Source organism: Streptomyces sp. NPDC043996, assembly GCF_056435225.1.
This window is the reverse complement of sequence record NZ_JBWKEY010000024.1, coordinates 25,932-48,900: the sequence shown is the minus strand read 5'-3', so window position 1 is coordinate 48,900 and position 22,969 is coordinate 25,932. Positions and strand designations below refer to the sequence as shown.

Here is a 22,969-nt window from a genome sequence, read left to right as displayed (position 1 = left end):
CGTGCTGGTGTCAGGGCCGGCCTGACGAGCGCTTGTGCAGGACCGCCAGCGTGTGCGGTGCGTGCCCACTCAATCCGGTGAGCCCTCCACAGGGCTCGGTTCCTTGGCCCGGCCAATGCGTTGTCGTGTCGGCAGCCAGGCGCGAGGGGAAATGACGATGGCACGTGATCTGTTCGTCAAGCGGGTACGCCTCGACTCCACCGGCGGGGTCCGTGAGCTGGACTTCGACCATCCGGTGGTGTTGATCCACGGGCCGATCGACACCGGCAAGACGACACTGGTCGACTGCATCAGGTATGTGCTGGGACTGCCGGTGGACTGGCGCCAGGTCCCGGCGGAACGCCTGACAGCCGTGACGGTCCACTGGCGGATCGAAGGCATGGAGATCGCGCTGCGACGCTCCACTGTCGCAGACCTCGCAACGGTGGAGCTGTTGAACCCCTTCGACGGCCAGGTGGACGAACTCCTGGACACCGTGCCGCAAGAGGGCAGCTCGCGACGGCTGGTCGGCGACGTCCTCCTGGAGTTCCTGGGGCTGTCGGAGCTGTTCGCCCCGCCCACCGCGGTGGCCCTGCTGGGCCGCGGCGCCCGCCTGACGTTCGCGCAGCTGTATACCCTGTGCTACCTCTCGCAGGACACTGTCGACGGGACGGAGAGCGTGCGGGGCAGGGCCAACAGCGCGCAGTCCTACAAGACCGTCGTCGAGCTGGTCCTTGGGCTCATCGACGCGCAGATGCGCGTACTCGAGGCCCGCCGCGATGACCTGACCCAGACCGCGGGCGAGCTCAAGCAGCGCACCGAGACGATCGCTGAGTTCCTCACCGGCAGCGCGGCGGAACTGCAAGAAGAGCTCACCCGCGCACGGCACGAGGAGAAGGAAGCACTCACCGCGCTGGAGGAGGTCAAGGGCCGCAAACGGGCCGCCACGTCCCACCTCGACCCGCTGCGTTGCCGCGTCGCCGCCCTGGAGAGCAGCCTGTCCAAGGCCCGTGAAGCGGACGGGGCCGCAGCCCACGGGCTCACAGCAGCCCGACAGAACCTGGCCCGCGCCCAACAGCCCCCGACCGCAAAGCCCGGTGAGCGCTGCCCGGCCTGCTCCCACTCCCTGACCGGTCGGCTCACTGCTGAAGGATGCTGCTGGCTGTGCCAGGGCGTACTCGACCCGGCAGCCCGCACCGAAGCGCTGCGGGCCGCCGAAGCAGCACTCATTACCGCCGAACTGCGCGCGGTCGAAGCCGCCAAGGCCGTGGGGGAAGCCCAGGACGCGCTGGCCCGGGCCCGCTCCACGCTCGAGGAGCAGACCCACCAGGAAATCAGCCCCCTGGCCGGGCAGATCGAGCAGCTCTCCGCCGCCCACGCCGGCGCCCGCACCCGCTCCAGCATGCTGGAGCACCAGCTGGACCCGCACCGGCGCCTGGCGGAACTGCACCAGGCGCTGCGCACGGCACAAGAGGAGCTGCGGGGGGTGCGGGAGGACATCAAGGCACGCAAAAGGCTGCTGGCCGGACGGCAGGTGACACTGGGCGAGATCGAGGAGCAGTTCCGGGCGATCACCGACGGGCTGAACCTGCCCAATGAGCCCGGAGCCCGCATCGACGCCAACTCGCTGCTGCCCAAGGTGAGGTCAGGCAAGCTGACCAAGGTCGGTCACGGAGTGCGCACCACCATCAACGTCGCCTACCGGATGACGTTCCTCAGCTATGCCCTGCTCACCGGAGCCACAGAGCTCCCCACGCTGCTGATCATCGACTCACCCCGCAAGAACGTCGGATACGGGGACCAGGACCAGCAGCTCATCGGTCGGCTGTACACGCACTTCCTCGATCACATCTCCACCTCCCGAGCCCACCAGGTGATCATCGTGGACAACGATCTGCCCTCCCTGCCCGCACAGCTGCGACGGCGTATGCACACCATTGAACTCACCCGAGAGAACCCGCTGGTCCCCTGAACCGCCCGCCCCCTGCAGCCAGCTACCCGCGAGCACGGCCAGGCGCACCAGCTCCTGTGCTGCTCCGTGTCGGCGCCGTTGTCCTAATCCTTTCCAGCCGTACCGACAAGTCTTGCCGGACGGACCTCCTCTGCCAGGCACCGCCGCACGCCCGACCGCGTCCACGGTCTGGGTTTCCTGTTTCCCGGTGGGCTGTCAGTTCCTGCTTCTAGGCTCTGCGCCATGGCATTAGCGAGGCCCAGACGGCCGGTCACTGAGCTGCCGGGCGACCCTGCCCGCCTTCACCTCCACTACGGTCACGGACATCCCGCGGTGCCCTATGACTCTGAGGACACGCTGGAGTCCTGGTACGTCGCGGTCACTTACGGGCTGGCGGGCGACGAGGAGTGGGACGACCCAGAGGACGAGGAGGGCCGTGCTCCGGCTGCGGGTACTAAAGTCGGGCACCTCATCTTGTGGCGGCTGCGCGAGGACACCGGCGACAACCGGTGGGAGGCGGCGGACGCCGAGTCCGGCGATCTCGAGGTCATCGCATCCGCGGTCCTTGGCCGGTCCGGAGGCGACGGCTACAGTGCCGCGTTCGAGAAGGCGATCACCCACCCGGTCGGCGATCTGCTGCTCCTCGACCGCGTCAGCCTCGACAAGACGTGGAGAGGCTTCGGGCTGGGACCGGCTCTGGCGGCCGAAGCGATCCGCCGCCTGTCCGGCGGCTGCTGCGCGGTCGCGGTCTATCCGGCCATGGGCGAGTACCCCGAAGACCGTGGGCAGGTCACCGAGGCATACCGCCGCCAGGCGAAGAAGAAGATTGCTGCCCTGTGGCAGAGCATCGGCTTCCAGCCGTTCCGCCGCGGGGTGTGGCTCCTGGACACCGCCCTGCGGCAGCCAGAAGAGCTCATGCGGGCCCGCCGTAGCGAACTGCACGCGCTCAGCGCAGCCTTCCAGCGGTGCGGCCCGCCCGAGAGCAGCCCGGCGGACGGCGTGACATCGGCAGAAAGCAGCACCCAGGCACCGAACCAGATTCCAGGCTGACTTCCCGCACGCGCTGCGGCGCGCGGCTGTACAGGAAAACCGAAGACTCGTATCGAGAGGCGCGCACAACCATGGGGGAGAGGCAGGCGGTGGGCGAGGACATCCAGGACCGGCTTGACTGGGCACGGCAGAGCCTTCAAGAGATGGGCGTCTTCGAGACGCACCGCCTTCGGCGTGGCGACCCTCTTCGGCTTCTACCGCGCTCTCACTGCGATCGGCTACCGCAAACTCGCCGAGCAGACCGCAGACCCGGCACCCAGCGCACCCGTGCCCGCCCAGCCTCAGCCCGGTCCCGCATCACCCTGAGCCGCCCGCTTGGGCGCCTGAACCAAGTTAGGGCGTGGTCGAAGAAGCGACGGTCTCCGCCCCATAGAGGTGATGTTCATCTCCGACTGCCCCCACATCGCCCGTTTCCCTGCGGAAGTATGGCGGATGCCATGCCAGCCGTGAGTTGAGGTTGCACGTGATGTCTACCAGCCCTGAGTCTGTGTCCGCTGCGGCCACAGCCCCTGCCCCTCGTCGGCTGCTGCGCCCAGATCAGCAGCAGGCGGTGGACAGCGCGGTGCGGCATCTGAACAAGCCGGGCTCACGCGGGCACATGGTCTCGGCGTGCGGAACGGGCAAGACCCTGATCGCGCTGCGTACCGCCGAAGCCCTTCAGGCCCGGCATCTGCTGGTGGCAGTACCGTCCCTGGACCTGATCGCCCAGTGGGCCCAGGCCGCACGCACGGACGGCCGTACCGAGCCGCTTATGGCCGTCTCTTCCCTCCAGGCCGACAAGCATCCGCTGCTCGCGGGCGCGGGGGCGGTGAGTACGGGTTCGGGGGAGTACCTGGCCTACTGGCTCACCCGGCACAAGAAGGCGACCGTGTTCGTCACGCTCGACTCGCTGCCCCGCATCGAGGAGTCCGGGCACTCGGTGTTCACCGCCCCCGTCTTCGACCTCATGATCGTGGACGAGGCACACCGCACGGCCGGGAGCTGGGACAAGCAATGGACGATGCTCCACGACAACCAGCACGTCCGGGCCGACCGCCGCCTCTACCTCACCGCAACCCCTTACGAGTGGGAGGCCCCGCGTCTGGCCGAAGTCCCGGACAGGCGTCCACTCCCCAAGCGGACCGCCGCGACCGCGCCCGCGTGGGAGGCACCGTCCCTGGTCGCGTCGATGGACGATGCGAAGGTCTTTGGCCCGCGCCTGCACACGTACTCCCACGCGGATGCGATCGAGGACGATGTCCTGGCCGACTACCAGCTCCTGATCCCCACCATCACCGACACCGACCTGCGCACCGTCCTGACCAATCAGGACGACGCACACGCTGGTTTCGCCCCCACCGCCCGGCGGACGACCGCGCTGCACCTGGCCGTCCTCAAAGCCATGACCGCCCACGACCTCCACCATGTGATCGTCTACTTTCAGCAGGTCGCGGACGCCTCCGACTTCGCCCGCCAGTTCCCTCACACCCTGCGCACCCTCCCCGAAACGCAGCGCCCCGACTGGGCTGACGATCTGGCCGTGCAGTCGATCAACGGCACCCACACCCCCGACCAGCGCACCAAGATCCTGGCCCGCTTCGAACAAGCCGACCGCGCCGTGATCACCAACGCCCAGGTCCTGTCCGAGGGCGTCGACCTGCCGGCTGTGGACGGCATCGCCTTCGCCGACCGCACCGCGAGTGTCCGCCGGATCGTCCAGGCCCTGGGCCGCGCCCTCCGCAAGCCCCCTGCTGTCGACCGCAAGACGGCGAGCCTGATCGTTCCCGGCTACCTCCCACCCACAGCAGACCCCACCGACCTCCTGGGCACCCCCTACGAAGCCCTCTGGCTCATCACCGCAGCGCTACGCCACCACGACCAGTCCATCGCCGCCCGCGCCCCCAGAAAGAACACCAAGCACCGCCTCGACCGCGACGCCCACCGGCTGATCGCGCGCCGCTTCCGCTTCGACTTCACCCTCGACCCCGGCCACATCGCCCGCGCGATGGACCTCATCGCCTGGCCGGCCACCGGCACGGCCCTCTCCGAACCCCGCCGCGCCGGCCTGGCGGCCGCCATCCGCTACCACGAAGAACACCATCACCTGCGCGTGCCCACCGACTTCGAGGACGCCTACGGCTACCGCTTGGGCGCGTTCATCACCGGCCAGCGCACCGCCTACCACCAAAACTCCCTCGATCCTGACTGGATCACCGAGCTTGAAGACCTCGGCATGGTCTGGGACGACCACGAGGCCGCCTGGCAGGCCAACCTGGCCACCCTCGAAGCCTTCCACACCGAACACGGCCACCTCGCCATCCCCACCACCGCCCCCGGCGGCCAATTCCTCGTCGTCCAACGCGGCCTCGCCCGCAAGAACGCCCTGCCCGCCGACCGCACCACCCAGCTCACCGCGCTCGACCCCACGTGGACGCTGCCGTACGGCCCAGACTGGCACCGCAAATACCACCTGCTGCGCCACCACATCGAGGCCGGCAACGACCCCGCCGCGCTCCGCCGGGACACGGTGATCGATGGTGTGAAGGCCGGCGCGTGGCTGCACCGTCAGTTCACCACCTGGCCCCACCTTGACCCCGGCCAACGCGACCTCCTCACCCACTGATGGTCTGCGGGAGCGTGTCAGTTGGGCATTGTTGCCTGAGTGTCAGTGACGCAGCCTCAGTGACCTGCTGGTTGGAACTGACGGGTAGTGCCGACCTGTTGCTGACATGCGTGACGATAGCCCAAGTCATTCTCATGCCGACTGCTATAGACAGGTGCGAGTTGGTTCTGGTCAGAGGCTCCCTGCAGGTGTGAAGCTGTGCTCCGGCAGTGGGCATTGTCGGGCGGTGGTGTCCCTACGACGGCTCTGCTTGGAGCGGCCAGTTCAGAGTGGCAAGCCCCGTTGGACCGCCGATGTGCACGTACTGCGTGCGGCCGGGGGTGTGGACGATGTTGGTGACCGGTGCCGCGGTGAGCAGGGAATGCACGAGACGCCCGGTGAGGGGCTCCCGCAGCCGCATGCCGGTGCCGTTGCCTGCTGCCAGCAGACAGGTTCCCCGGACGTGGGGGAGCGGGGTCATGGCGGCGGTGTACGGGGTGTCCATCCGGCTGATCGGACTCCGGTCTCGAGGGTCCCAGATCACGATCTCGTGGGGCGTGGCGACGGCCACCGCGACACAGCCATCGGGCAGAGGGATGAGAGACAGCGAAGTGACTGCGGGGCGGTGGGGCAGCGTGCCGTCCTCGACGAGTTCGCCACTGGCCACGTCCCACACCAGCAGCCGGGAGCGCGCTGCCCCCATCACCAGGCAGCGGCAGGTGGGGGAGGGCAGCGCCAGCAGCGCGGTGATGCCCCGCCCGCCGTCGGGTAGTCCTGCCACCTCGCCGGTGGTGGCATCGACGACGACCGCTCCTGTGTTGCCAGCCACCACGACAGCGATCCGGTCGTCCGGAAGCTGCACGGCGCAGCAGCGGTTCTCCTGGAACGAGCCGCTTGCGATCGGCTTGGCGGCATCACGCCCGACGTGCCACAGATGGATGGTCTTTTCGTCGCCCACCACCACGGCGGTCTCGTCGTCCGGGCCGGGTACTGCCTCCAGGAACGTCACGGGCTTGGGGTGCTCGTATGCCAGGACATGAAGCCAGGTGCCCGCCAGATCGGCCTGCCAGCCGGCCCGCACCCCTTCCGGGACGGCCAGGCCCGACGCGAGGCTCCGCTCCAGCACGACGGGACGATGGACACCTCGGCTATCCCGATGCACCTGACACGCGCTCACTGCTGCGGCTGGGGCTAGGGATGGACAAAGACAAGTTTTGTGGTTTCCAGGCCCTTTGAGCCCGGTAGCGGTCATGCTGGTCCAGGGACGCACGTGATGCGAGGTGGAGGGGGACTTGCCGGATCAGCCTGACTTGTTCTCCGTGCAGCAGGAGGACGACGCGGAGGGTCTAGAGCACATACCGCCATTCGTGGCACCGGTCGCTGCTGCACCGAGCGCAGTGACACGCGATCCGGTGGCACTGCGCATCGCCGAGGCCATCCGGGACGTGTTCGGCGACTTCGGCTCCGAACACGGCCTGAGCCGCGCGGAGATAGCCCAGGCGTGTGCTGCGGTTGCCTCCGCCTGCGAGTTTGATGCGAGATTCCGGGTCTTCATCAAGCTTCGTCTGCTGGAGTCGCTGCGCGGCAAGGCCCACGACCAGCGGTATGTGTTCAACCCGACCAGCGGCGCGGCGCTGTTGGTCTATGAGCGGCTCGGGGAGGCCGGCGGTGTCCAAGAGATCACCATGCTGCTGGACCGGACCCGCGAAGGCCTCCTGAACGGCTCCCTGACCGAGGAGCAACTGGCCGCCAAGATTGCGCAGGCCCGGCGCAGCTTGGCGAACTACACCAACCACCTGCTGCGGCTCGTGCGTACCAGGCCCGTCGAAGAACTGCTTGGCCAGCGCCACCACCATGCCTACACCACCTCGCTCGAGGAGGCAAAACACCTGGTCCACGCCGTCGCCGAGCAGTACCCCGCGCTGCGTCCTGCCGGTACCCGCCTGATCCAGGAAGCCCTGCGCTACACGGCAGCCGTCAACGAGTTCCACGACCGGCTCATGCAACAAGCCACCACCCGCCGCAACTTCAGCATGCTCCTTCCCGAGCAGTACGTGACCGCGGCCCGGCGGTCCTCCGCCGACGCGCTTGCCCAGGTGTTCGCCACGACCGTCTTCGATCCGCCGCACGTCCAGATCACCACGGGTCAGATCCTTACCGCCGCAGCCGACCACCAGCCCCCACCACCACGGCAGCGCCTGCCCCGCCCCCCGTCGCGGCCGCCCGGACCGGACCCGGTCGAGGCCGCACGCGCCAAGGCCGCGCTCGCCCGCCAGCGACGGGAGGCCACCGTGACCCTGCTCATGGCCGGCAAGGACGAAGCCGACGTCACCGCCGCCCTACGGGCCCTGCCCTGGCAGGCAGCGGTCAAGCATCTGATCGAGCTGCTGCGCGCCGCAGCGGACCCGGCCATCCCGTTCATGCTCGACATCTCCCGCGAGGTCATCGTGGATGGTGCAGGCCCGGTCACCTACGCCTCACCGGTGACCGCGTACCGCATCCCCGACAGCCCCCAAGGCATGGACGACGACACCGAAGCCGCACCGCAGAGCCCCCATGAGTGACCCCTACCTGCTGGCACGCGCCCGGGCCCTGCGCACGGTTCCCGTCCCCGCGGACCGCGCCGAACTCAGCCAGCTGCGCCGCGTCGTCGACGATGTGGAGCGCCGTCTGGTGGATACCGTCACACCCGACGGTATCCAGGAGCTGATGGCCGGCTGGGCCCTCGACGTGGAACCGGCCAGCGGCGCCCTGGGCGACAGCGACGCCCACCGCACCGCCTCGGCCGTCCGCCTGGTCACACTGGCCTGCTGCATCCGCCACTGCTGGCCCGACCCCAGCCAGCCGCTGTACCCGGGACAGCCCGCCGCGCAGGAGGACGTCATCGCCTCCCTGGCTCCCCTCCAGGACGCCCTCACTCCCCGGGAAGGCGTGGCCGCACTGGGCCAGAGCGCACACTTCCTGACGGCCCTGCGGTTCCTGCGTGCCTGCGGCCACCTCTCGGCGGACGCCGGCGACGGCATGATCCGCCTCGGACCCATGGTCGCGCTGTGGTCCGAGCGCGATGTGGCCGAACTCCGCAGCGGCTACGACGTCCTGCCCGCCCCGAGGAAGAGGTGAACCGGTGGACGTACCGGCACTGCAAGCCCTGTCCCACAACCGGCGAGCGGACGTTCGAGCGGCGGTCTGCGCAGTGGAGACCGCTATGCTCCCTGTGCGGCCGGCCCACTATCGCGCCCTCGCAGAGACCCCGCTGCGGGTCGTGGTGGAACAGGTCCTGGCCGCATCCGGACGCACGCTGCTCGCGGTCGGCGGCGGCTACCTCACCGGCTACACCGACGAGATCAGACAACGTCTGGCGCACGAAGGAATCGGGATTCTGCCGCGCGACGACCGCGCCGTCCTCACTCTGATCCTGCTGTTCAGCGTCGCCATTCCACGAGCGTCCGGCATCACCCTGCCCGAGCAGTTGTGGACCCAGGGCACCCCCGTGCCCAGGGATCAGCTCAAGGACTGCCAGGTGTCCGACGTGGCCCTCACCGGCGCGTTGCAGCGCTTGACCGACGCCGATCTGGTCCGCCGGACCAAACCCGGCTACGTCCTGGGCAACCAGTTCCTGCGCCTGACGCCGGCCGTGGGCGCCGAGCTGTTCGAACAGCTGATCCTGCTCGCCGACCCCGACGGTCCCCTCGCCGAATCGATCCGTCGCCGCCGCGCCCTCCGCGTCGTGCCTCCGGCTGCCGCTCCCGACCACGAGGTGCCCGACACACCATGACTACTCCGCCCGCGTCCGATCCGTCCCGGGGCATTGTCGGCGACCGTCAACTCGTCGGTGTCCAGACCTTCGACATCGCCCGCCTTACGGCACACGCCGTTCCGATCCTCCCGGAGACCTTCATCGCTGTCTCCGGCCTCGGTCCCAAGGACGACTCGAACGGCTCCGGCAAGACCAGCTTCCTCATCGCCGTCTCCCTGCTGCTGGCCGACCCGCAGTGGCGCCTGGAGGCCAACGGGGGCCGGCACGCCAGCGGCATCCTGTTCCGTCCCGACGCAGCCGGCGTCGACCAAGCTCACCATGCCTCTCCGGTCACCCACGGCTACATCGTCGGCGTCTTCGCCGACCCTGCCGACCCCGTCACCAGCTCGTTGACCGTATGGGTCCGCATCGCCACCACCGCCCCCTACCTGCAAGCCAATTGGATCGAGGGCCTGCACCTCGCCGACGCCCCCACCGATCACGAGCGCAGCATCCAGGCCGACGCCCTGTGGCGCGAGCTGGGCACACGCCAGATCCTTTCCGCCCGGGCCATGGCCGAGAAACTCTACGGCACCGCCCCGCGCTGCCTTACCTACCTCGACACCGCCCTGCGCCCACCCGTTCCCTCGCTGCTCAGCCAGCAGCTGACCGAGATGGAGCCCCACGACATCGGCCGGTCCCTAATCGCCCTGTCGGGCATGACACACCTGCTGGAAGAGGAAGAGGACCTGCGTGGCCAGGCCCTGGAACACCAGATCAACCTCGACAAGGCCCAGACGGAGCACGCCCAGGCGCTGCTCGCAGAAGACGACGTGATGAGCGGCGTGCACGCCCGCGAGGCTGCCCGCCTCGCCCTCCAGCTCGGTCACGAGGCATGGCGCCGCTACCTCGCGGCCTCCTTCCGCGACGCCCACGACAGCGACCAGCGCATCGCCGCGGCCATGGAGGAGGAGAGGCAAGCGGCCGCGGCAGTCGCAGACTTGGTGCAGGACGCCGAGGGCCATGTGACCTCGTTCGGTTCCGCTGCGGACCTCGCCACCCAGGAGAGCGAAGCCCGCCAGACGTGGTCCGGCGCCCAAGAACATGCACGCGAACTGTCCAGCAAGATGACGGAGTTGACCACCCAGCAGGCGCTGTTGCACAGTCAGCGGACCACGCTCCTGCCCCAGGCACAAAGCTGGGACGGCAGCGACTGCGCCACCGCGGCCGCCCGCCTGGAACGACGCCAACGCGATCACGCCAAGGCTGAGCTGCAACGCCTGGACGCCGAAGACATCGCCACCCGAGCCCGCACCCACCTGCACAACGTCGAACGGGGCCGCAGTGGGAAGGCTGGCCACGCCATCGATCTGCTGAGTGAACACCGCATCCCCGCGCACGGCCTGCTCGACCAGCTCAACGTGGACGAGGCCGCCCGCCCCGCGTGGGAACCGCGTCTAGCGCCCTGGCAGGACGCGATCGTCGTCGAACCCGAGCATGAAGAAAAGGCCCGCCGCCTTCTGCATGCCGCTCTGCCCGGCGCGCAGATCATCTCGTCCGACGAAGGGCAAGAACGCCTGCCCGAGGGCATGCACAGCACCCTGAACGTGGCGCGCTTCCTCGGCACCCTTCAAGAACGTCTGATCCCCTCAGCCGACGGCGCTGCCGTCCATGACCAGGCGCTGGCCCTGACCGTGATGGGTGGCTTCACGACCCCGCTGGCCGGGCGCGAAGCCCGGCTCCGACAAGCCCGCGACGATCTCACAACCGCCGAGCAGGGCACCGCTGAGGCCGCCGAGGCCGTGACCGTTGCCGCCGCTGCCCTCACCCTGGCCACGACCCAGCACGCGGCCGCCGAGGCCGCCGAAGAACTCGCACGCCTCCGCACCCGAGAGAACGACCTTCAGACCCAGATCGACGAACTGACCGGCCGCGTCAACAAGGCCGCGCACGACGAACAGAAACTCCAGCAGACCTGGAAGGAAGCCGTGGCCCGGCACGCCTCCCACGAGCAGCTTCTCGCCAATGCAAAGCTCAAACTGGAAGCGGTCAGCAAGGCGCTCAAGGAACGGCACCGCACCCTGGCGGCTCTTGAACGCCAGCGCAGCCAAGTCGCAGCAGCCCAGTGGCAGCTGCAGTGGGACGGCACCCTCGAAGACGCCGCCCGCCTCTTGGACCCGGCATCGGACCAGGCTCGTTCACCCCGGCCGGCGACCCTGCACCGACAGGCGCAGGACGAACTACGCAAGGCCTACGAGTACTACGGGCTGGACGGCACCCCAGGCGCAGACGTCGGCGAAGAGCTCCGCGCCGGAGAGGAGACGATGCGGGCCTTCTCCGACACCGACCCTACGGCCCTGCCCACCCTCACCTTCACCGACGTGGCGGCACCGCTGGACAATCGCCTCGCCGGCCACCGCGACCAGGACGAAGTGGCTGCAACGCGCATTACCCGCGACCAGCACGCCCGGGAACAGGCGATCGCAGAACTCACCACCGGGGTCGCCACCTGCGTCCGCAACCTGGAAACCCTCCAGGACATGATCGAAAAGCACCTCGACGGCCTCTTCGCCCAGATCAGTGCCGCCTTCAACGACCTCGACCTGCGTGGCGACGGCCACGGAGCCAAGCTCGAGCACATCAGCGTCCGCCCCCAGGGCGCCGGTGACTGGCAGTGGCAAGTCATTCCGCGGTGGAAACGCTCCCGCAGCGGCGGATATGTCTCCTACCGAGAAAACGCCAACAGCGCCCAGGTCAAAGTGCATGCCATCCTGCTGGTCCTCGCGGCACTCCTGGCCGACTCCCAGACCCAGGGCAGAGTCCTGATCCTGGACGAACTCGGCAACAGCCTCGGGGAGGTCAACCGCAAGGACATGCTCGCCGCCCTGCGTGACGTCGCCCGTGACCAACACCTGACCATCCTCGGCACCTGCCAGGACAGCGTCCTCGCCGACGCCGCCGATGTCTGCGGGGAACTGCTGTGGTTCGTCCACGCATCAGCGGCCGACATCATCAACCAGCCCACCAACATCTGGGCCTTCGACAGCAACGGTGACCGTACCCAACTCACCGAAGACTGGATCACCGCAGGACGCGCCCATGTCTGATCCCACCCCCAGGCCTCCACTCCTCATCGGCGAGGCACACGGCCGCGAGACCGTCCCCTTGCGTAACTTGCCGCCGGGCATCACCGCTGTCACCCTGCCGCGCATCACCAAGGACGCCGACGACACCATCCACGTGAGCGTCCCCAGGGACCAGCGACGGCGGGTCAGTCCCCGGCAGGTCGACCTCGTCGCCGACCACCCCGTCAGCCCCTATGAGCCGCCGCCCGCCCTGACCACCCGACAACTGATGAAGGTCCTGCGGACCAAGACCACCAAGCGCTGGCCCACCATCCAAGCCGACCTCGGCGACGCCTGGCAGACCGTGGTCGACCTCATCCGCTGCGGCGCCGTCATCCTGCGCTGCGACGTCGTCAACGGCACCGCCTACAGCCCGCGGTCATGGACCCTGACCCAGTCGTGGGCCGAACTCGCCGAGGACAAACTCGCCGAACTCCAAGGCCGCCAGCACCCCGAAGACCTGCACCGCGAGCTCCTCGACATCATGTCCGGCGTCCCTCAACTCGCCCATGAACAGGCGCTGCTGGCCAAGACACCACCCGGGCGCGTCCTGAAGATCCCCGAAGGCACCGCCACACGAGCCGAGGACTGGCGCGTGTACGAGGTCGCCATCCGGGCGGCTGGCATCTGGTGGCCCGCCCAGGACACCCCCCGCAAGATCACTGCCAAGGAACTCGCCGGACGCAGCCTGCGCAACACCAAGAGCGCCTGGACCCCAGCCAGGCAGCAGGCCTTCTCCAACCTGATCGGCATCCCCTTCGACCAGGCCGTTGACAAGGCCGACACCGAACTACGCATCCGCGGCCCCCTACAGTGGCGCGTCGGAACCGTCATCGCCGATGCGGCAGCCTGCAACCCCTGGCTCGCTCTGCCTGCCCGCGGGGTCCGCTCCCTCGGCATGATCTCCTGCGATGCCCGGGGCATCTTCCTGGTCGAGAACCAGGACACCTTTGAACAGGTCTGCAAGATCCCGGAGATCGCCGACACCTGGTTGTGCATCTGGGGCAAGGGGTACGCGACCAGCGGACTGGCCGAATTCCTCCGCGGTCTCGACGGTCTGCCCGTCGCGGCGTGGGGCGACCTCGACGCCCACGGCATTCGCATCATCGGTAACCTCGCCGACCGTATCGGGCGGCCCATCACACCCGTCGCGATGACCGTCGACCTCTACCGTGCTGGCATTAAGTACCACCAGGAGCCCGCGAAGCTGGAAGAGAACCGCGAACTCGCGGTCCGGCTCGCGCGTCAGGGAATCGCAGCCCTGCGTGATCTGGCCGATGAAATCGCTCGAACCGGTGGGCACGGCTGCGAACAGGAGACCCTTTACAACGACGTTCTCCCCACACTCCCGGGTCTGCTGAAATCCGTACCGCTTCCCGCTTCTTCCTGACCCCGTGTCAGGCCAGAGCGGCGCGCGGTCCAGGCCGTCTTCCACCGCTCCTGTGCGGTTCAGGGCGGGGTGCGGAGAGCCCGCAGAGGTGCTTCGCAAGGGCTCACCGGCGGCCCGCGTTCGGGAGCGGTCCCGGGGTGAACAGTTCTTCGGCGGGGAGGCGGGCGGCGAGGCGGTGATGGGCGCGTGCTGCGGTGAGCAGGGGGCGCGCCCAGGCGGGCACCGTGTGCAGGCGGCAGTGGCGGTGGCCGGGGCTGTGGGTGCGCAGCACGGTGATGCTGCCGTCGAGGTCGATGTCGCGGATGCACCGCAGGGCGATCTGCGTGGTGGAGGTGAACGCGAGCGCGCTCAGGGCGCCTGCGGTGAGCGGGTGGGCGAGAGCGGCCAGGTGCGCGGCGTCCTGGGGGTGGACTGGCAGGGTGGGGGAGGGGGAGAGGAACTGGGCTGCCGCGGCAGCCCCGGCACAGGCCTCGCGCGGCCGTGGCGGCGGGGCCGGCAGTGCGGGGGGCCGTGGCAGGGGCGCGTGCGGCTCTTGGAGGGCCGGGGCAGAGGCGGCGGGTGGGGTGGGCAGCGGCGGGAAGAACGGGCGGGCGGGCGCCGGCCCCGGCTCGGCGAGCACCGCCTGGAGCGGGCGGAGGCCCTCAAGTCGGCGCCCGGCGCAGGCCAGCACCGGCGGCATGCGCCGGGGGGAGGCCTGCCACAGCACCGTCAGCTGGATCCCGGTTGCCGCTCGCCAGGCGAGGAGCTGCTCCAGCCGTGCGGTGCTCAGCAGGTGTGTGCGGGTGACCACCAGGTGCCGCAGCCCGCTCGCAGCGCTCCACGCGGCCGCGGCCAGCCAGGCGGGGCCCACCGAGTCCAGCCGCCCATCAGGGGTGCCCGGGCCCGGTGCCAGGCGCTTGCCCAGGGCGTAGAGGACATCGTGGGCAAGGGCAGCGGGGCGGCTGCTGGCCGGAGTCGGCTGCACGGTGATGCGGCCCTGCCCGGGCTGGTGCGCGTGCAGGGCGGCCTGGGTGTACGCGAAGTCGTCGTGGTCATCGATGACGACCGTCACCTGGTGCGCGGCGCGCCTCACTGTTCCTTGTCCTTCCGCGTGGCACCGCTCTCAGGGGCGGTGCCGTGCGTGCCCCGGGACGAGCCGGCCGGGGGCGCGCCTGGTGAGCGCCCCCCCGGCTGGCCTTGCGGTTACATGCCGCTGAGCTTGCTGTAGACCCAGCGGACCAGGTCGTCGTTGATCTCGGTCAGCTGCATCTTGTCCATGCCGTTGATCAGATGCTTGGTGACGGTGGCCCAGTTGCGGAAGTTGCCGTGTGCCGCGGCGCGGTCGATGCCGCGGATCGTGTGCGGGTCCGCTCCCGACCACGCGGAGTGGAAGGCGGGCAGTGTGGCCACGACTTCGTTCTCCGACATGCGGGTGAACTTTTGCCAGATGAAGATCCGAGAGGTGAGCATCGGCTCGCGTTTGAGGACCTTGTAGCAGCCGTCACCGCCAGCGAAGATCACGGAGATCTGGGTGTTGCGGTCGTCCCACAAGTGCCGCCAGTACTCGAACGAGCTGCGCCCCATCCACTGCGCTTCGTCACACACCAGGACACGGAAGGTTTCCGACAGTGTCTCTTTGAGCAGGGTGTCGAATTCGATCGGACGGGTGGGCGGCTCCCCGGGCAGCCCCAGGGCCTGGAACAGGCCGTGCCGGATGTCGCGCGGGGTGGGGCCGGAGCGCAGCTCCAGGCGGTAGGTGATGTCCGGGGCGAGTTTGCGCAGCGCGCAGTTCACAGACATCGTCTTGCCGAAGCCGGCCGATCCGAAGGCGCACATCATGCCCTGCGCCTCGATGGTGTCCTGGATGTTGTCCACCGTCGTCAACAGGGCTTCCGTGCCGACCACCTGAGCGTCCAGACGGTGGAAATGGTCGGCGCTCTCCGCAGGGAGCCGGCCGAAGTTCATGTCACTGTTCACGCGCGATCCTGAGGGGCGTCCGGGGCGGTGTCCGGCGGCAGAGGGCGGGCCCAGTCGTCGGAGGGTGGCAGGTGCGGGATGAAGCCGGGGTTGGCCAGCCGGGACAGGTCCAGTGCGGCCGCGCCGGACAGTTCGGTCTCGGCCTCGTGCTCGGTCAGCGCCTGCAGCCGCTGTGGCGGAGCTGCGGTGGTGACGGCTTCGAAGCGTTCGCGGCGCAGTTTGGCGGCCGCCTTCGCGTCCGCGCGAAGCCGCCGGGCCTTGGATGCGCGGGCGTCTCGGACCTGGCGGATCTGCTCAGGGGTGGCGGCGCTGGCCAAGAACGCTGGGCCTAGGTGCGCACCTTGCACGTCGAAGACCTCGATGCTGGTCTCGTGGTGCGGTAGGTAGCGCAGGATCACCCGGGTGCCGACCAGGCCCACCATCCACTCGGCGATGTAGTGCCGGTTGTGCCAGCGCACGCCGTGCGTGCTGATGGTGCGGGTACGGCCGTCGTCCTGAAGGCCGAAGAGGGCCAGTTGCTCGGCCGGAACGTCGTACACGGGGGTCGGGTCCGCCCGCCACGCCTCCAGCGGGGTGCGGTCGGCCAGGCGCTTGGGCTTGTGTTCGGTGTTCCACCACCTCACCCAGTCCAGGAGCAGTTTGACGAAAGTTTCGAAGGTGAGCGCCGGCGCGTCCGGATCGACGGTGCGCTTGCCGGTGAGCTTGGGCTGGCGGGTGTAGCGGGGCAGGGAGACGAACAGCATTTCTTCTGCAGCGCCGTTGAGGGCTTCGATGGTCCCTTTCAGATGAGGGGTGTAGGGCGGCAGGTCCACGACGGGCACGGCGAATGCGCCCAGCGCGCAGGTAACGGCGGCGGACAGGTACTCCTTGCCGCGGTCCACGCGGACCAGGCCGGGCAGCCCTCCGGCCGGCCCGAACGTCCCGGTGCGATCCAAGGCCGTGCGCAGCGCGGCCAGTACGGCGTCGGTGCTCGGCGCGTGGGGGGTGATGGCCACTCCGGTGATGACGCGGGTCGCGCAGTCGATGAACCAAGTCACCCAGGGCTGCACGAGTTCGCCCTCGACCCATACCTGCACGGGTACGCACTTGTGGTCGCCTTCCCACGCGGCGTTGCGTTCTGTGGGCGGGCGCTTACCGAAGACGTCATGGGCGCGTCGTGCTGTCTCCCCGTGGGCGAGGCCGGCCCGGTCCCCGGGCGTCAGATCCAGGCGCAGCGCCCGGTGCAGGGTGGCCAGTGACGGCACCGCCTGCCGGGGGTCGTCTGCGGCACGCTGGCGCAGTTCACGGTGTACGGCGGAGGCGTTGCCGCACCACAGCACCAGCAGCCGCCGGATCTCCGGCGTGATGGTGAACCGGGTCCTGGCGAGCGGGGTGTGACGGCCGGTGCTGCGTGCCTCGGCCAGCCACCGCCATACCGTCCGCTCCGAGCGGCCCAGGGCCTGCGCGGCCAACTTCACGTGCGCGGTGAGCAGTTGATTGCGCTGGTCGAGCGCGACGAGCCGCGCGATGGCGGCCGCGCGTCCCAGCCGGGCGGGGAGGGCGGGTGGGGTGGGGTGTGGGCTGGGTGGACACGAGCCGCTCATGCGGTCCGTCTCCTTTCGCGATCAAGGGTGCAGGTGGAGGGAATCGGGTCTCACGTCATGGCTGCGGGTGTGCCAACGCCGGGGCGGCCGCGCACGCGGCAGGGCCCCATGCGAAAAGGCGGCTCGAGCAGGTCCCGTTTCGGTCCGGCTGTACTCAGGGCGTGTGACAAGCGGCTCAGAGGTGTTCCACCAGCTGTCGGACTCCGTCGCGGACGAAGTCGAGTTGCTGCTCCTCGGTGAGCCAGGCGCTGTGGGAACCCTGGTCGGTCTTGGTGACCAGCAAGACCTCGTCGACCGCCTCGGCCACCGGATACAAGTGGCTGATGACGGCGATGAGTTGGTCCCTGTCGGCGCTGTTGCGCAGGACGGCCAGGGTCTCGTCCAGGCGCTCGGAGTCCAGCGACGCGAAGCCCTCGTCCAGGAACAGGCTCTCCACCCGCTGGTGCCCTTGGCTGTGCAGCTCAACGAGAGCGAGGGCCAGAGCGAGGGAGGCCTGGAAGGTCTCCCCGCCGGAGAGGGTCTCTGGGGCGCGGACGAGGTTCGTGGGCCGATCCAGGATCTGGAAGTTCTCGGCGAACGCGTAATCCCCGCCAGAGAGTTCTTGCAGGATGCGGCTGCCGAGGATCAACAGGGCGCGGGTGCGCCGGTTGGTGAGATAGGTCAGAAACTTGCCGTCGGTGAGCAGGCCGCTGACCCTCTTCCAGGCAGCGACCTGCTGTTCGGCCGCCTCCTTGGCCTGGTCCAGCGCTTCGGCGTAGGGGATTTGAGACCGGACGGTGCGCAGTTCGGCCACGGCTGTGTCGTGGGCGGTCTCTGCGGCACTGGTCTTGCCGCTGAGCGGATCCAGGGCGGCAGGTGCGAGCAGATCGCCGTCAGGGGGCAGCGGAAAGCCGGGGTCTGGGTCGGCGTCGGTGGCGTCGGCGCCGGCTTGGGCAAGGAGTTCTTCCTTGAACGCCTGGGATACCGCTGCGGTCTGCTGTCTGGCCTGCTTTAGGTCCCCGGTCAGCTGGCAGCTCAGTGTCGTCAGCGCAGCCGTGTAGGCGTCGGCGGCGGCCAGGTCGCTTCCGTCCGGCACGGGGGGCAGCTCGCCGGGGAGGTCCTTGCCGAGGATGTCGGCGGTGTCCGTGGTCGCGTCCGCCCACCGCTCCAGCTGATGGGCGAGTTTGCGGACCGGAGTGTGGACCGAGCGCTGGCGGCGGTCTTCCAGCACCCGCTGCTCTGCGACGTTGGCCGCCAGCGCCTCGCGCGCCTGCTCGTGGCCGTCGGAGATCTTCTGAAGCTGGGCAAGGCGCTGGGTGACCTTCTGCTGGGAGCGGGCGATATCCAAAGTACCGGGCAGTTCGGGGGGAGAGGGCTGGACAGGCTGCACCAAGGCCGGAAGACCAGCGATCTGCTCCACCAGGGTCTGTAGGTCGCTCTCGTGTTGTGCCACGGCACTGTCCAGACGCTTGCGGTCACGCTGCAGTCGGCTGCGGCGCCGCTTGAGTTCGGCGCGGGTCGCTTCATTTTCCGCCCGCAGGGCTGCCGCCTTTTCCTTCGCCTGGGTGAAGACTGCGATGGCGTCGGCTTCCACCACCGTACGCAGCGGCGTCACCAGCTCCCGGATGATGCTGGTGAGTTGGGCGCTGCTGACGGGCTCCTGCTCGCTGACCACACGAGTCCGCGCGAGGGTCTCCTGGCCCATCGCCGCCAAGGCGGCGGACGGGGCCGTAGCACAGTGGGAGCGCAGCGCCTCGATAAGGTCGTGGACGCGGCGCAGGGATGCATCCAAGCGCTCGCCGACGGCCAGACGCTCAGGCCGGTGGCGCTCAAGCGCCTTCTCGGCGGTGCTCAACGCAGAGGTGACTTCGGCCAGGGCGCTCACCCCCTTGTTGAGGGCGGCCGCACGCGTACCGACCGTGCGCTTGGCCCGTTCCAGGGCCTTGGCATCCAAGGGCGGCGGGGGAGCGAAGTCCTTCGGGAGCGGCTGGCTGCACACCGAGCAGGCATCACCGGACGTGAGATGGGACCCGGCGCAATGGGCGGCATCCTCATGCTGCAGTGTCGCGAACTGGCCGGCCGCCGCGTCGTGGGCGCTGCGCAGCTGTTTGAGCTTTGCGTCCAAGGCGGCTTTGTGCGCGCGCAGATCCATAACCGTCTGCAGTAGCGCCGGTTCCGCGTGCCGGTGCCCCGCCACGGCCCCGGCATCCTGCAGTGCTTGGCGCACCGCGTCCTGGACGTGTTCGCTGTGCCTGCGCACCTCGGCGCCAGCCCGCTCCGCTTCGCCAGCGGCCTCATCGAGGGCCGCGTGCTGCTGTTCGTGATCGTGCAGCTCCTGACGGGCCTGCGCATCCTCCTGGTCCTGCTCGCGGTGCGCGTGCTGTTCCTGTTCCAGCCGTTCACCCCGGGAGCTCAGATCGCTGATCTGGGTGGGCAGGAGGGAAAGTACCGTCAAAGCACCGGACAGGGACACGACCGTGTCGCCGGCCTCGGCAGCCTCATCCAGCGCGGCCTGCGCCGACTCCAGGCGGGCCGCCAACACCTGGGCGCCCTCCTGCAACAGCGCGGATTCGGCGTCGAGCTCCTTCTGCCGGGCAATGGTCGCTGCGATCGTCTCGGCCGCATCGTCCACGGCACGCTGCCGCAGTGCCCGTGTCGCCCTGTCCACGTCCTTGATGCGGGGCTGCTGCGCCACCCGGTCCTGGGCCTCGCGTAGGAGGTCAAGGCGTTCACGCCGCTGGCGGGCCATGCTGAGGGTGCGCTCCACCTCCCGCTCCAGCTGGGCGGCACTGTCGAGCGGATTCTCCTTGAGCCGTGCCCGTTGCTGGATGGTCTGGGCAACGCCGGTATTGAGGCGCTCGATGCGCGTGTGCGCGTAGGTGCGTACCCGTTCCAGTTCATCGATGCTGAAGACACTGCGCAGGATGCCGGCGCGCACACTCGAGGGGGCCTTCAGCAGGGCATCGAATTCTCCCTGGCGCAGCAGCACCGTGCGGATGAAGCCTTGGAACTTCAGTCCGACGATCTTGACGATCGCGTTGTTGACCGCGCCCATGTTGTCGACCCGCTTGTCCGGGTCCCTGCCGGGCAGCGGCTCGAGTACAGCTTTGGGGGGTTTGCCGGAGGCCAGGGCGCGGGCGACGCGCCAGCGCTGCCCGTTCACGGAGAACTCCAACTCCACGCTCATGCTCGCGCAGCCGTGACTGATCAATGAGTAGCCGTCCGGCGCCCAGGAGGACCTCCCGTACAGGGCGAACAGGAGTCCCTCCAGCACGGTGGTCTTCCCGGCGCCGGTGTCCCCGAGGATCCCGATCAGGCTCTTGCTGGTGAAGTCGACCGTGTGGGTACCGCGGTAGCTGCGCAGGTCGGTGAATGTGAGACGTACGGGCCTCATGACGCCTCCGTCCAGGTATCGGCCAGTGCGGCACGCAGCAGTTCCTCCGCGGGGGCCGGCGGCGGGTCCTCCTCGTCGAGTTCGGTGAGCAGGCGGGCGAAGGCGGCGACGGTGTCCTGCGCGCTGCTGTTGGGCACGTCTTGTTCGGCCAGGTAGGCGCGGAAAGCATCGGGCAGGTCCGGCTCGTCGTCGAGATCCGTGTCCAGCACCGTGTCGGGGGACGCCTCCCGGGCAGGCGCCGCGCTGAGGACGGTCGCGTCGGACACCATCTCGGCGACCTTGCGGCGCAGGTGAGCGTCGGTCTCCTCGCCGGTGATCACCACTTTGAGGAGGGTTCCCGCGAACTCACTGGCCCGGGCCGACAGTTCTTCGAAGGTGCCGGTGAAGCTGGCCAAGGGGCGCGCGCTGGTCAGCGGGCGCGGCAGGACCCGGACAGGACGCCCAGGGTTGGCGTCGACGATGGAGACGCTCTTGGCCTCGCCGGCTTCGCCGAAGTCGAGTTGGAGCGGGCTGCCCGCGTAGCGGGCAGCGGCAGTCGGAGCACCGATCACCGCCTGTGGGGCGTGGATGTGCCCGAGAGCGGCGTAGGCGACCGGCGGGAGATCTGCTGCGGGAATCGCCTGGTGCTCCTGGCAGTCCGCCATGCGCTCACTGTGGGAGCGCCGGGCGCCGACGATGAACACATGGGCCGCGAACACCAGCACATCCCGGTCGGGATCGTGCCCCTCGAACAGACCGGCCGCCAGCCGCGCCTGCAGCCCGCGCATCGCCGCGGCGTAGTCGGCATAGGTCGTACCGAACACCATGGAGCGCTCCCAGAACCGGTTGGGATGCACGTACGGCAGGACGGCCAACCGGATGCGCTGCTTGCCGCCGCACGCATCGAAGGTGAGGACACCGCCGTCGTGCGGCTCGCGGAGCCGGTCGATGAAGAAGAGCCCCCGGCCGCGTGCGGGACCGGTGAGGTACCGGAGCAACTCGAAGTGTCCGCAGGAGTCGTGGTTGCCGGCCAGGACGACGGTGGGGGCCACTTCGGCGAGTTGGTCCAGCACACGCACGGCGCGCATCACCACCTGCGGCGAGGGGCGGGAGGAGTCGAACAGATCGCCGCTGTGCACGATCAGATCCGGCCTGCTCTCGTGGGCGACCGCCACGATCTCAGCCAGCACGGCGTCGAAGTCCTCCTCCCGGGAATGTCGGAACAACGTGTGGCCCAGATGCCAGTCGGAGGTATGGATCAGCCTGCTCATACGGCGCCTTTCTCGTGCACAGCATGGAGGGGGAGGGGGCAGAGGACTGCCCTCGAGGCCGGGACAGTACAGCAATAAAACTGCGTAAAGTTGTGCGAACATGCGCAACTCTGAGTCGCTGCTACCATGCGCGCATGCATGAGCACCTGGACGCTCTCGAAGCGCGCATGCAACAGCTGCAACAGGACATGCGGCAGGCGCACATGCGGCAGGACAGTGCTCAAGTCCGCCTGCTAGGCGAGGAGCTCAAGCGCACCCAAACCGCGTACAACACGCTGTTCGGCTCCGCTGACGCGGCGCCCGAACCGATCCAGCCGCAGCCGCAGCCGCAGTCCATGGCCGAGCTGGGCGGGACGGTGCTGCCCGCCCGCGAGCAGGTCCACCAGGTGCTGACGCTCCTGACCGTTCCCGCCACACCCAAGCTGGTCAGCCAGGTCCACGAGGCGTTCTTCTCCGGCCCGTTGAACACCGGGCGGTTGGCCGCCGTGCGCCGGGAAGAGGAACGCTCCTTTCGCTCCTCGCCCTACGCGCGCGCCTACTACGTCTGCTCAGCGCTGACCGCCGACCTGCTCGCCCCCGTCCGCGCTCTCCTCGCCCTCAGCACCTGGCCGCTGGAGCAACGCGTGGTGGGCCCGCTCACCCACCGCGTCCACTTCCTCACCTCGGCTATGCGATTGGCGGAAGCCGCCCAGGCCCGCACCGATGGCACCTTGCGGCAGGAGCCCGTACACCGACTCCTGCTGCACTACAACCGCAACATTCCCGGCTGCCCCGCCCAGGGGCCGCTCGACCTGGACGCGCTCCGCGGCGCCGCCGCAGCCGAACTGGCCATCCACGCCGACGACGACGCCGACGCCCGCACCGAGGCCGCCCGCCGCGCACAGCAACTCGCCGACATAGAAAGGCTCTTCGGCAACACCCTGCGCAACGTCACCCGCCTGCGCCGCACGTCCTGACCGCGCGTCGTGCCGCACCACCGCACCGTGATCCAAGGA

The 22,969-nt window shown here is 69.1% G+C and carries 15 protein-coding genes; 9 read left to right on the top strand and 6 right to left on the bottom strand.

Annotation, left to right across the window (positions count from 1 at the left end):
* Positions 1-157 precede the first annotated feature (157 nt).
* From AC07A4_RS40170 to AC07A4_RS40160, 3 genes are all read left to right on the top strand, one after another.
* On the top strand, positions 158-1,951 hold the full coding sequence (locus AC07A4_RS40170) for an AAA family ATPase (protein ID WP_478609243.1): 1,794 nt from the start codon (positions 158-160) through the stop codon (positions 1,949-1,951).
* Between the two features lie 312 nt (positions 1,952-2,263).
* Complete coding sequence (locus tag AC07A4_RS40165) at positions 2,264-2,980, top strand: hypothetical protein (RefSeq protein ID WP_478609241.1); 717 nt, start codon at positions 2,264-2,266, stop codon at positions 2,978-2,980.
* A gap of 466 nt (positions 2,981-3,446) precedes the next feature.
* Entirely contained in the window at positions 3,447-5,582 is a 2,136-nt protein-coding gene (locus AC07A4_RS40160) for a helicase associated domain-containing protein (protein ID WP_478609238.1), read from the top strand.
* Between the two features lie 235 nt (positions 5,583-5,817).
* On the opposite strand, the gene AC07A4_RS40155 is transcribed toward AC07A4_RS40160, so the two are convergent.
* The gene (locus AC07A4_RS40155) at positions 5,818-6,687 is read right to left on the bottom strand and encodes a WD40 repeat domain-containing protein (protein ID WP_478609236.1); all 870 of its coding nucleotides are present in this window, start codon (positions 6,685-6,687) and stop codon (positions 5,818-5,820) included.
* A gap of 286 nt (positions 6,688-6,973) precedes the next feature.
* On the opposite strand from AC07A4_RS40155, the gene AC07A4_RS40150 reads away from it, so the two are divergent.
* The 5 genes from AC07A4_RS40150 to AC07A4_RS40130 all read left to right on the top strand — a co-directional run bounded on the left by AC07A4_RS40150 (position 6,974) and on the right by AC07A4_RS40130 (position 13,812).
* Positions 6,974-8,125, top strand: a complete 1,152-nt coding sequence (locus tag AC07A4_RS40150) for a hypothetical protein (RefSeq protein WP_478609234.1) — start codon at positions 6,974-6,976, stop codon at positions 8,123-8,125.
* A complete protein-coding gene (locus tag AC07A4_RS40145; protein ID WP_478609232.1) occupies positions 8,118-8,681 on the top strand; it encodes a hypothetical protein in 564 nt (187 codons plus the stop codon). The genes AC07A4_RS40150 and AC07A4_RS40145 overlap by 8 nt, the downstream gene beginning before the upstream one ends.
* Before the next feature lie 85 nt (positions 8,682-8,766).
* Positions 8,767-9,336, top strand: a complete 570-nt coding sequence (locus AC07A4_RS40140; protein ID WP_478609229.1) for a hypothetical protein — start codon at positions 8,767-8,769, stop codon at positions 9,334-9,336.
* Positions 9,333-12,404 carry a coiled-coil domain-containing protein gene (locus AC07A4_RS40135; protein WP_478609227.1) on the top strand — a complete coding sequence of 1,024 codons (3,072 nt, stop codon included), beginning with the start codon at positions 9,333-9,335 and terminating at the stop codon, positions 12,402-12,404. The genes AC07A4_RS40140 and AC07A4_RS40135 overlap by 4 nt, the downstream gene beginning before the upstream one ends.
* Complete coding sequence (locus AC07A4_RS40130) at positions 12,397-13,812, top strand: Wadjet anti-phage system protein JetD domain-containing protein (protein WP_478609224.1); 1,416 nt, start codon at positions 12,397-12,399, stop codon at positions 13,810-13,812. Before AC07A4_RS40135 ends, AC07A4_RS40130 begins: the two co-directional genes overlap by 8 nt.
* Positions 13,813-13,915: 103 nt before the next feature.
* On the opposite strand, the gene AC07A4_RS40125 is transcribed toward AC07A4_RS40130, so the two are convergent.
* The 5 genes from AC07A4_RS40125 to AC07A4_RS40105 all read right to left on the bottom strand — a co-directional run bounded on the left by AC07A4_RS40125 (position 13,916) and on the right by AC07A4_RS40105 (position 21,974).
* Entirely contained in the window at positions 13,916-14,884 is a 969-nt protein-coding gene (locus AC07A4_RS40125; protein WP_478609221.1) for a hypothetical protein, read from the bottom strand.
* A gap of 110 nt (positions 14,885-14,994) precedes the next feature.
* Positions 14,995-15,768, bottom strand: coding sequence for an AAA family ATPase (locus AC07A4_RS40120; protein WP_478609218.1), 774 nt, complete (start codon positions 15,766-15,768; stop codon positions 14,995-14,997).
* Positions 15,765-17,276 (bottom strand): Mu transposase C-terminal domain-containing protein, encoded by a 1,512-nt coding sequence (locus tag AC07A4_RS40115; RefSeq protein WP_478609304.1) that lies wholly within the window; start codon positions 17,274-17,276, stop codon positions 15,765-15,767. Before AC07A4_RS40115 ends, AC07A4_RS40120 begins: the two co-directional genes overlap by 4 nt.
* Before the next feature lie 250 nt (positions 17,277-17,526).
* A complete protein-coding gene (locus AC07A4_RS40110) occupies positions 17,527-20,724 on the bottom strand; it encodes an AAA family ATPase (protein WP_478609215.1) in 3,198 nt (1,065 codons plus the stop codon).
* Entirely contained in the window at positions 20,721-21,974 is a 1,254-nt protein-coding gene (locus tag AC07A4_RS40105; RefSeq protein ID WP_478609212.1) for a metallophosphoesterase family protein, read from the bottom strand. The genes AC07A4_RS40110 and AC07A4_RS40105 overlap by 4 nt, the downstream gene beginning before the upstream one ends.
* A 134-nt stretch (positions 21,975-22,108) precedes the next feature.
* Here AC07A4_RS40105 and AC07A4_RS40100 point away from each other — a divergent pair, with 134 nt between their 5' ends.
* Positions 22,109-22,930 (top strand): hypothetical protein, encoded by an 822-nt coding sequence (locus AC07A4_RS40100; RefSeq protein ID WP_478609209.1) that lies wholly within the window; start codon positions 22,109-22,111, stop codon positions 22,928-22,930.
* The last annotated feature ends 39 nt before the right edge of the window (positions 22,931-22,969 follow it).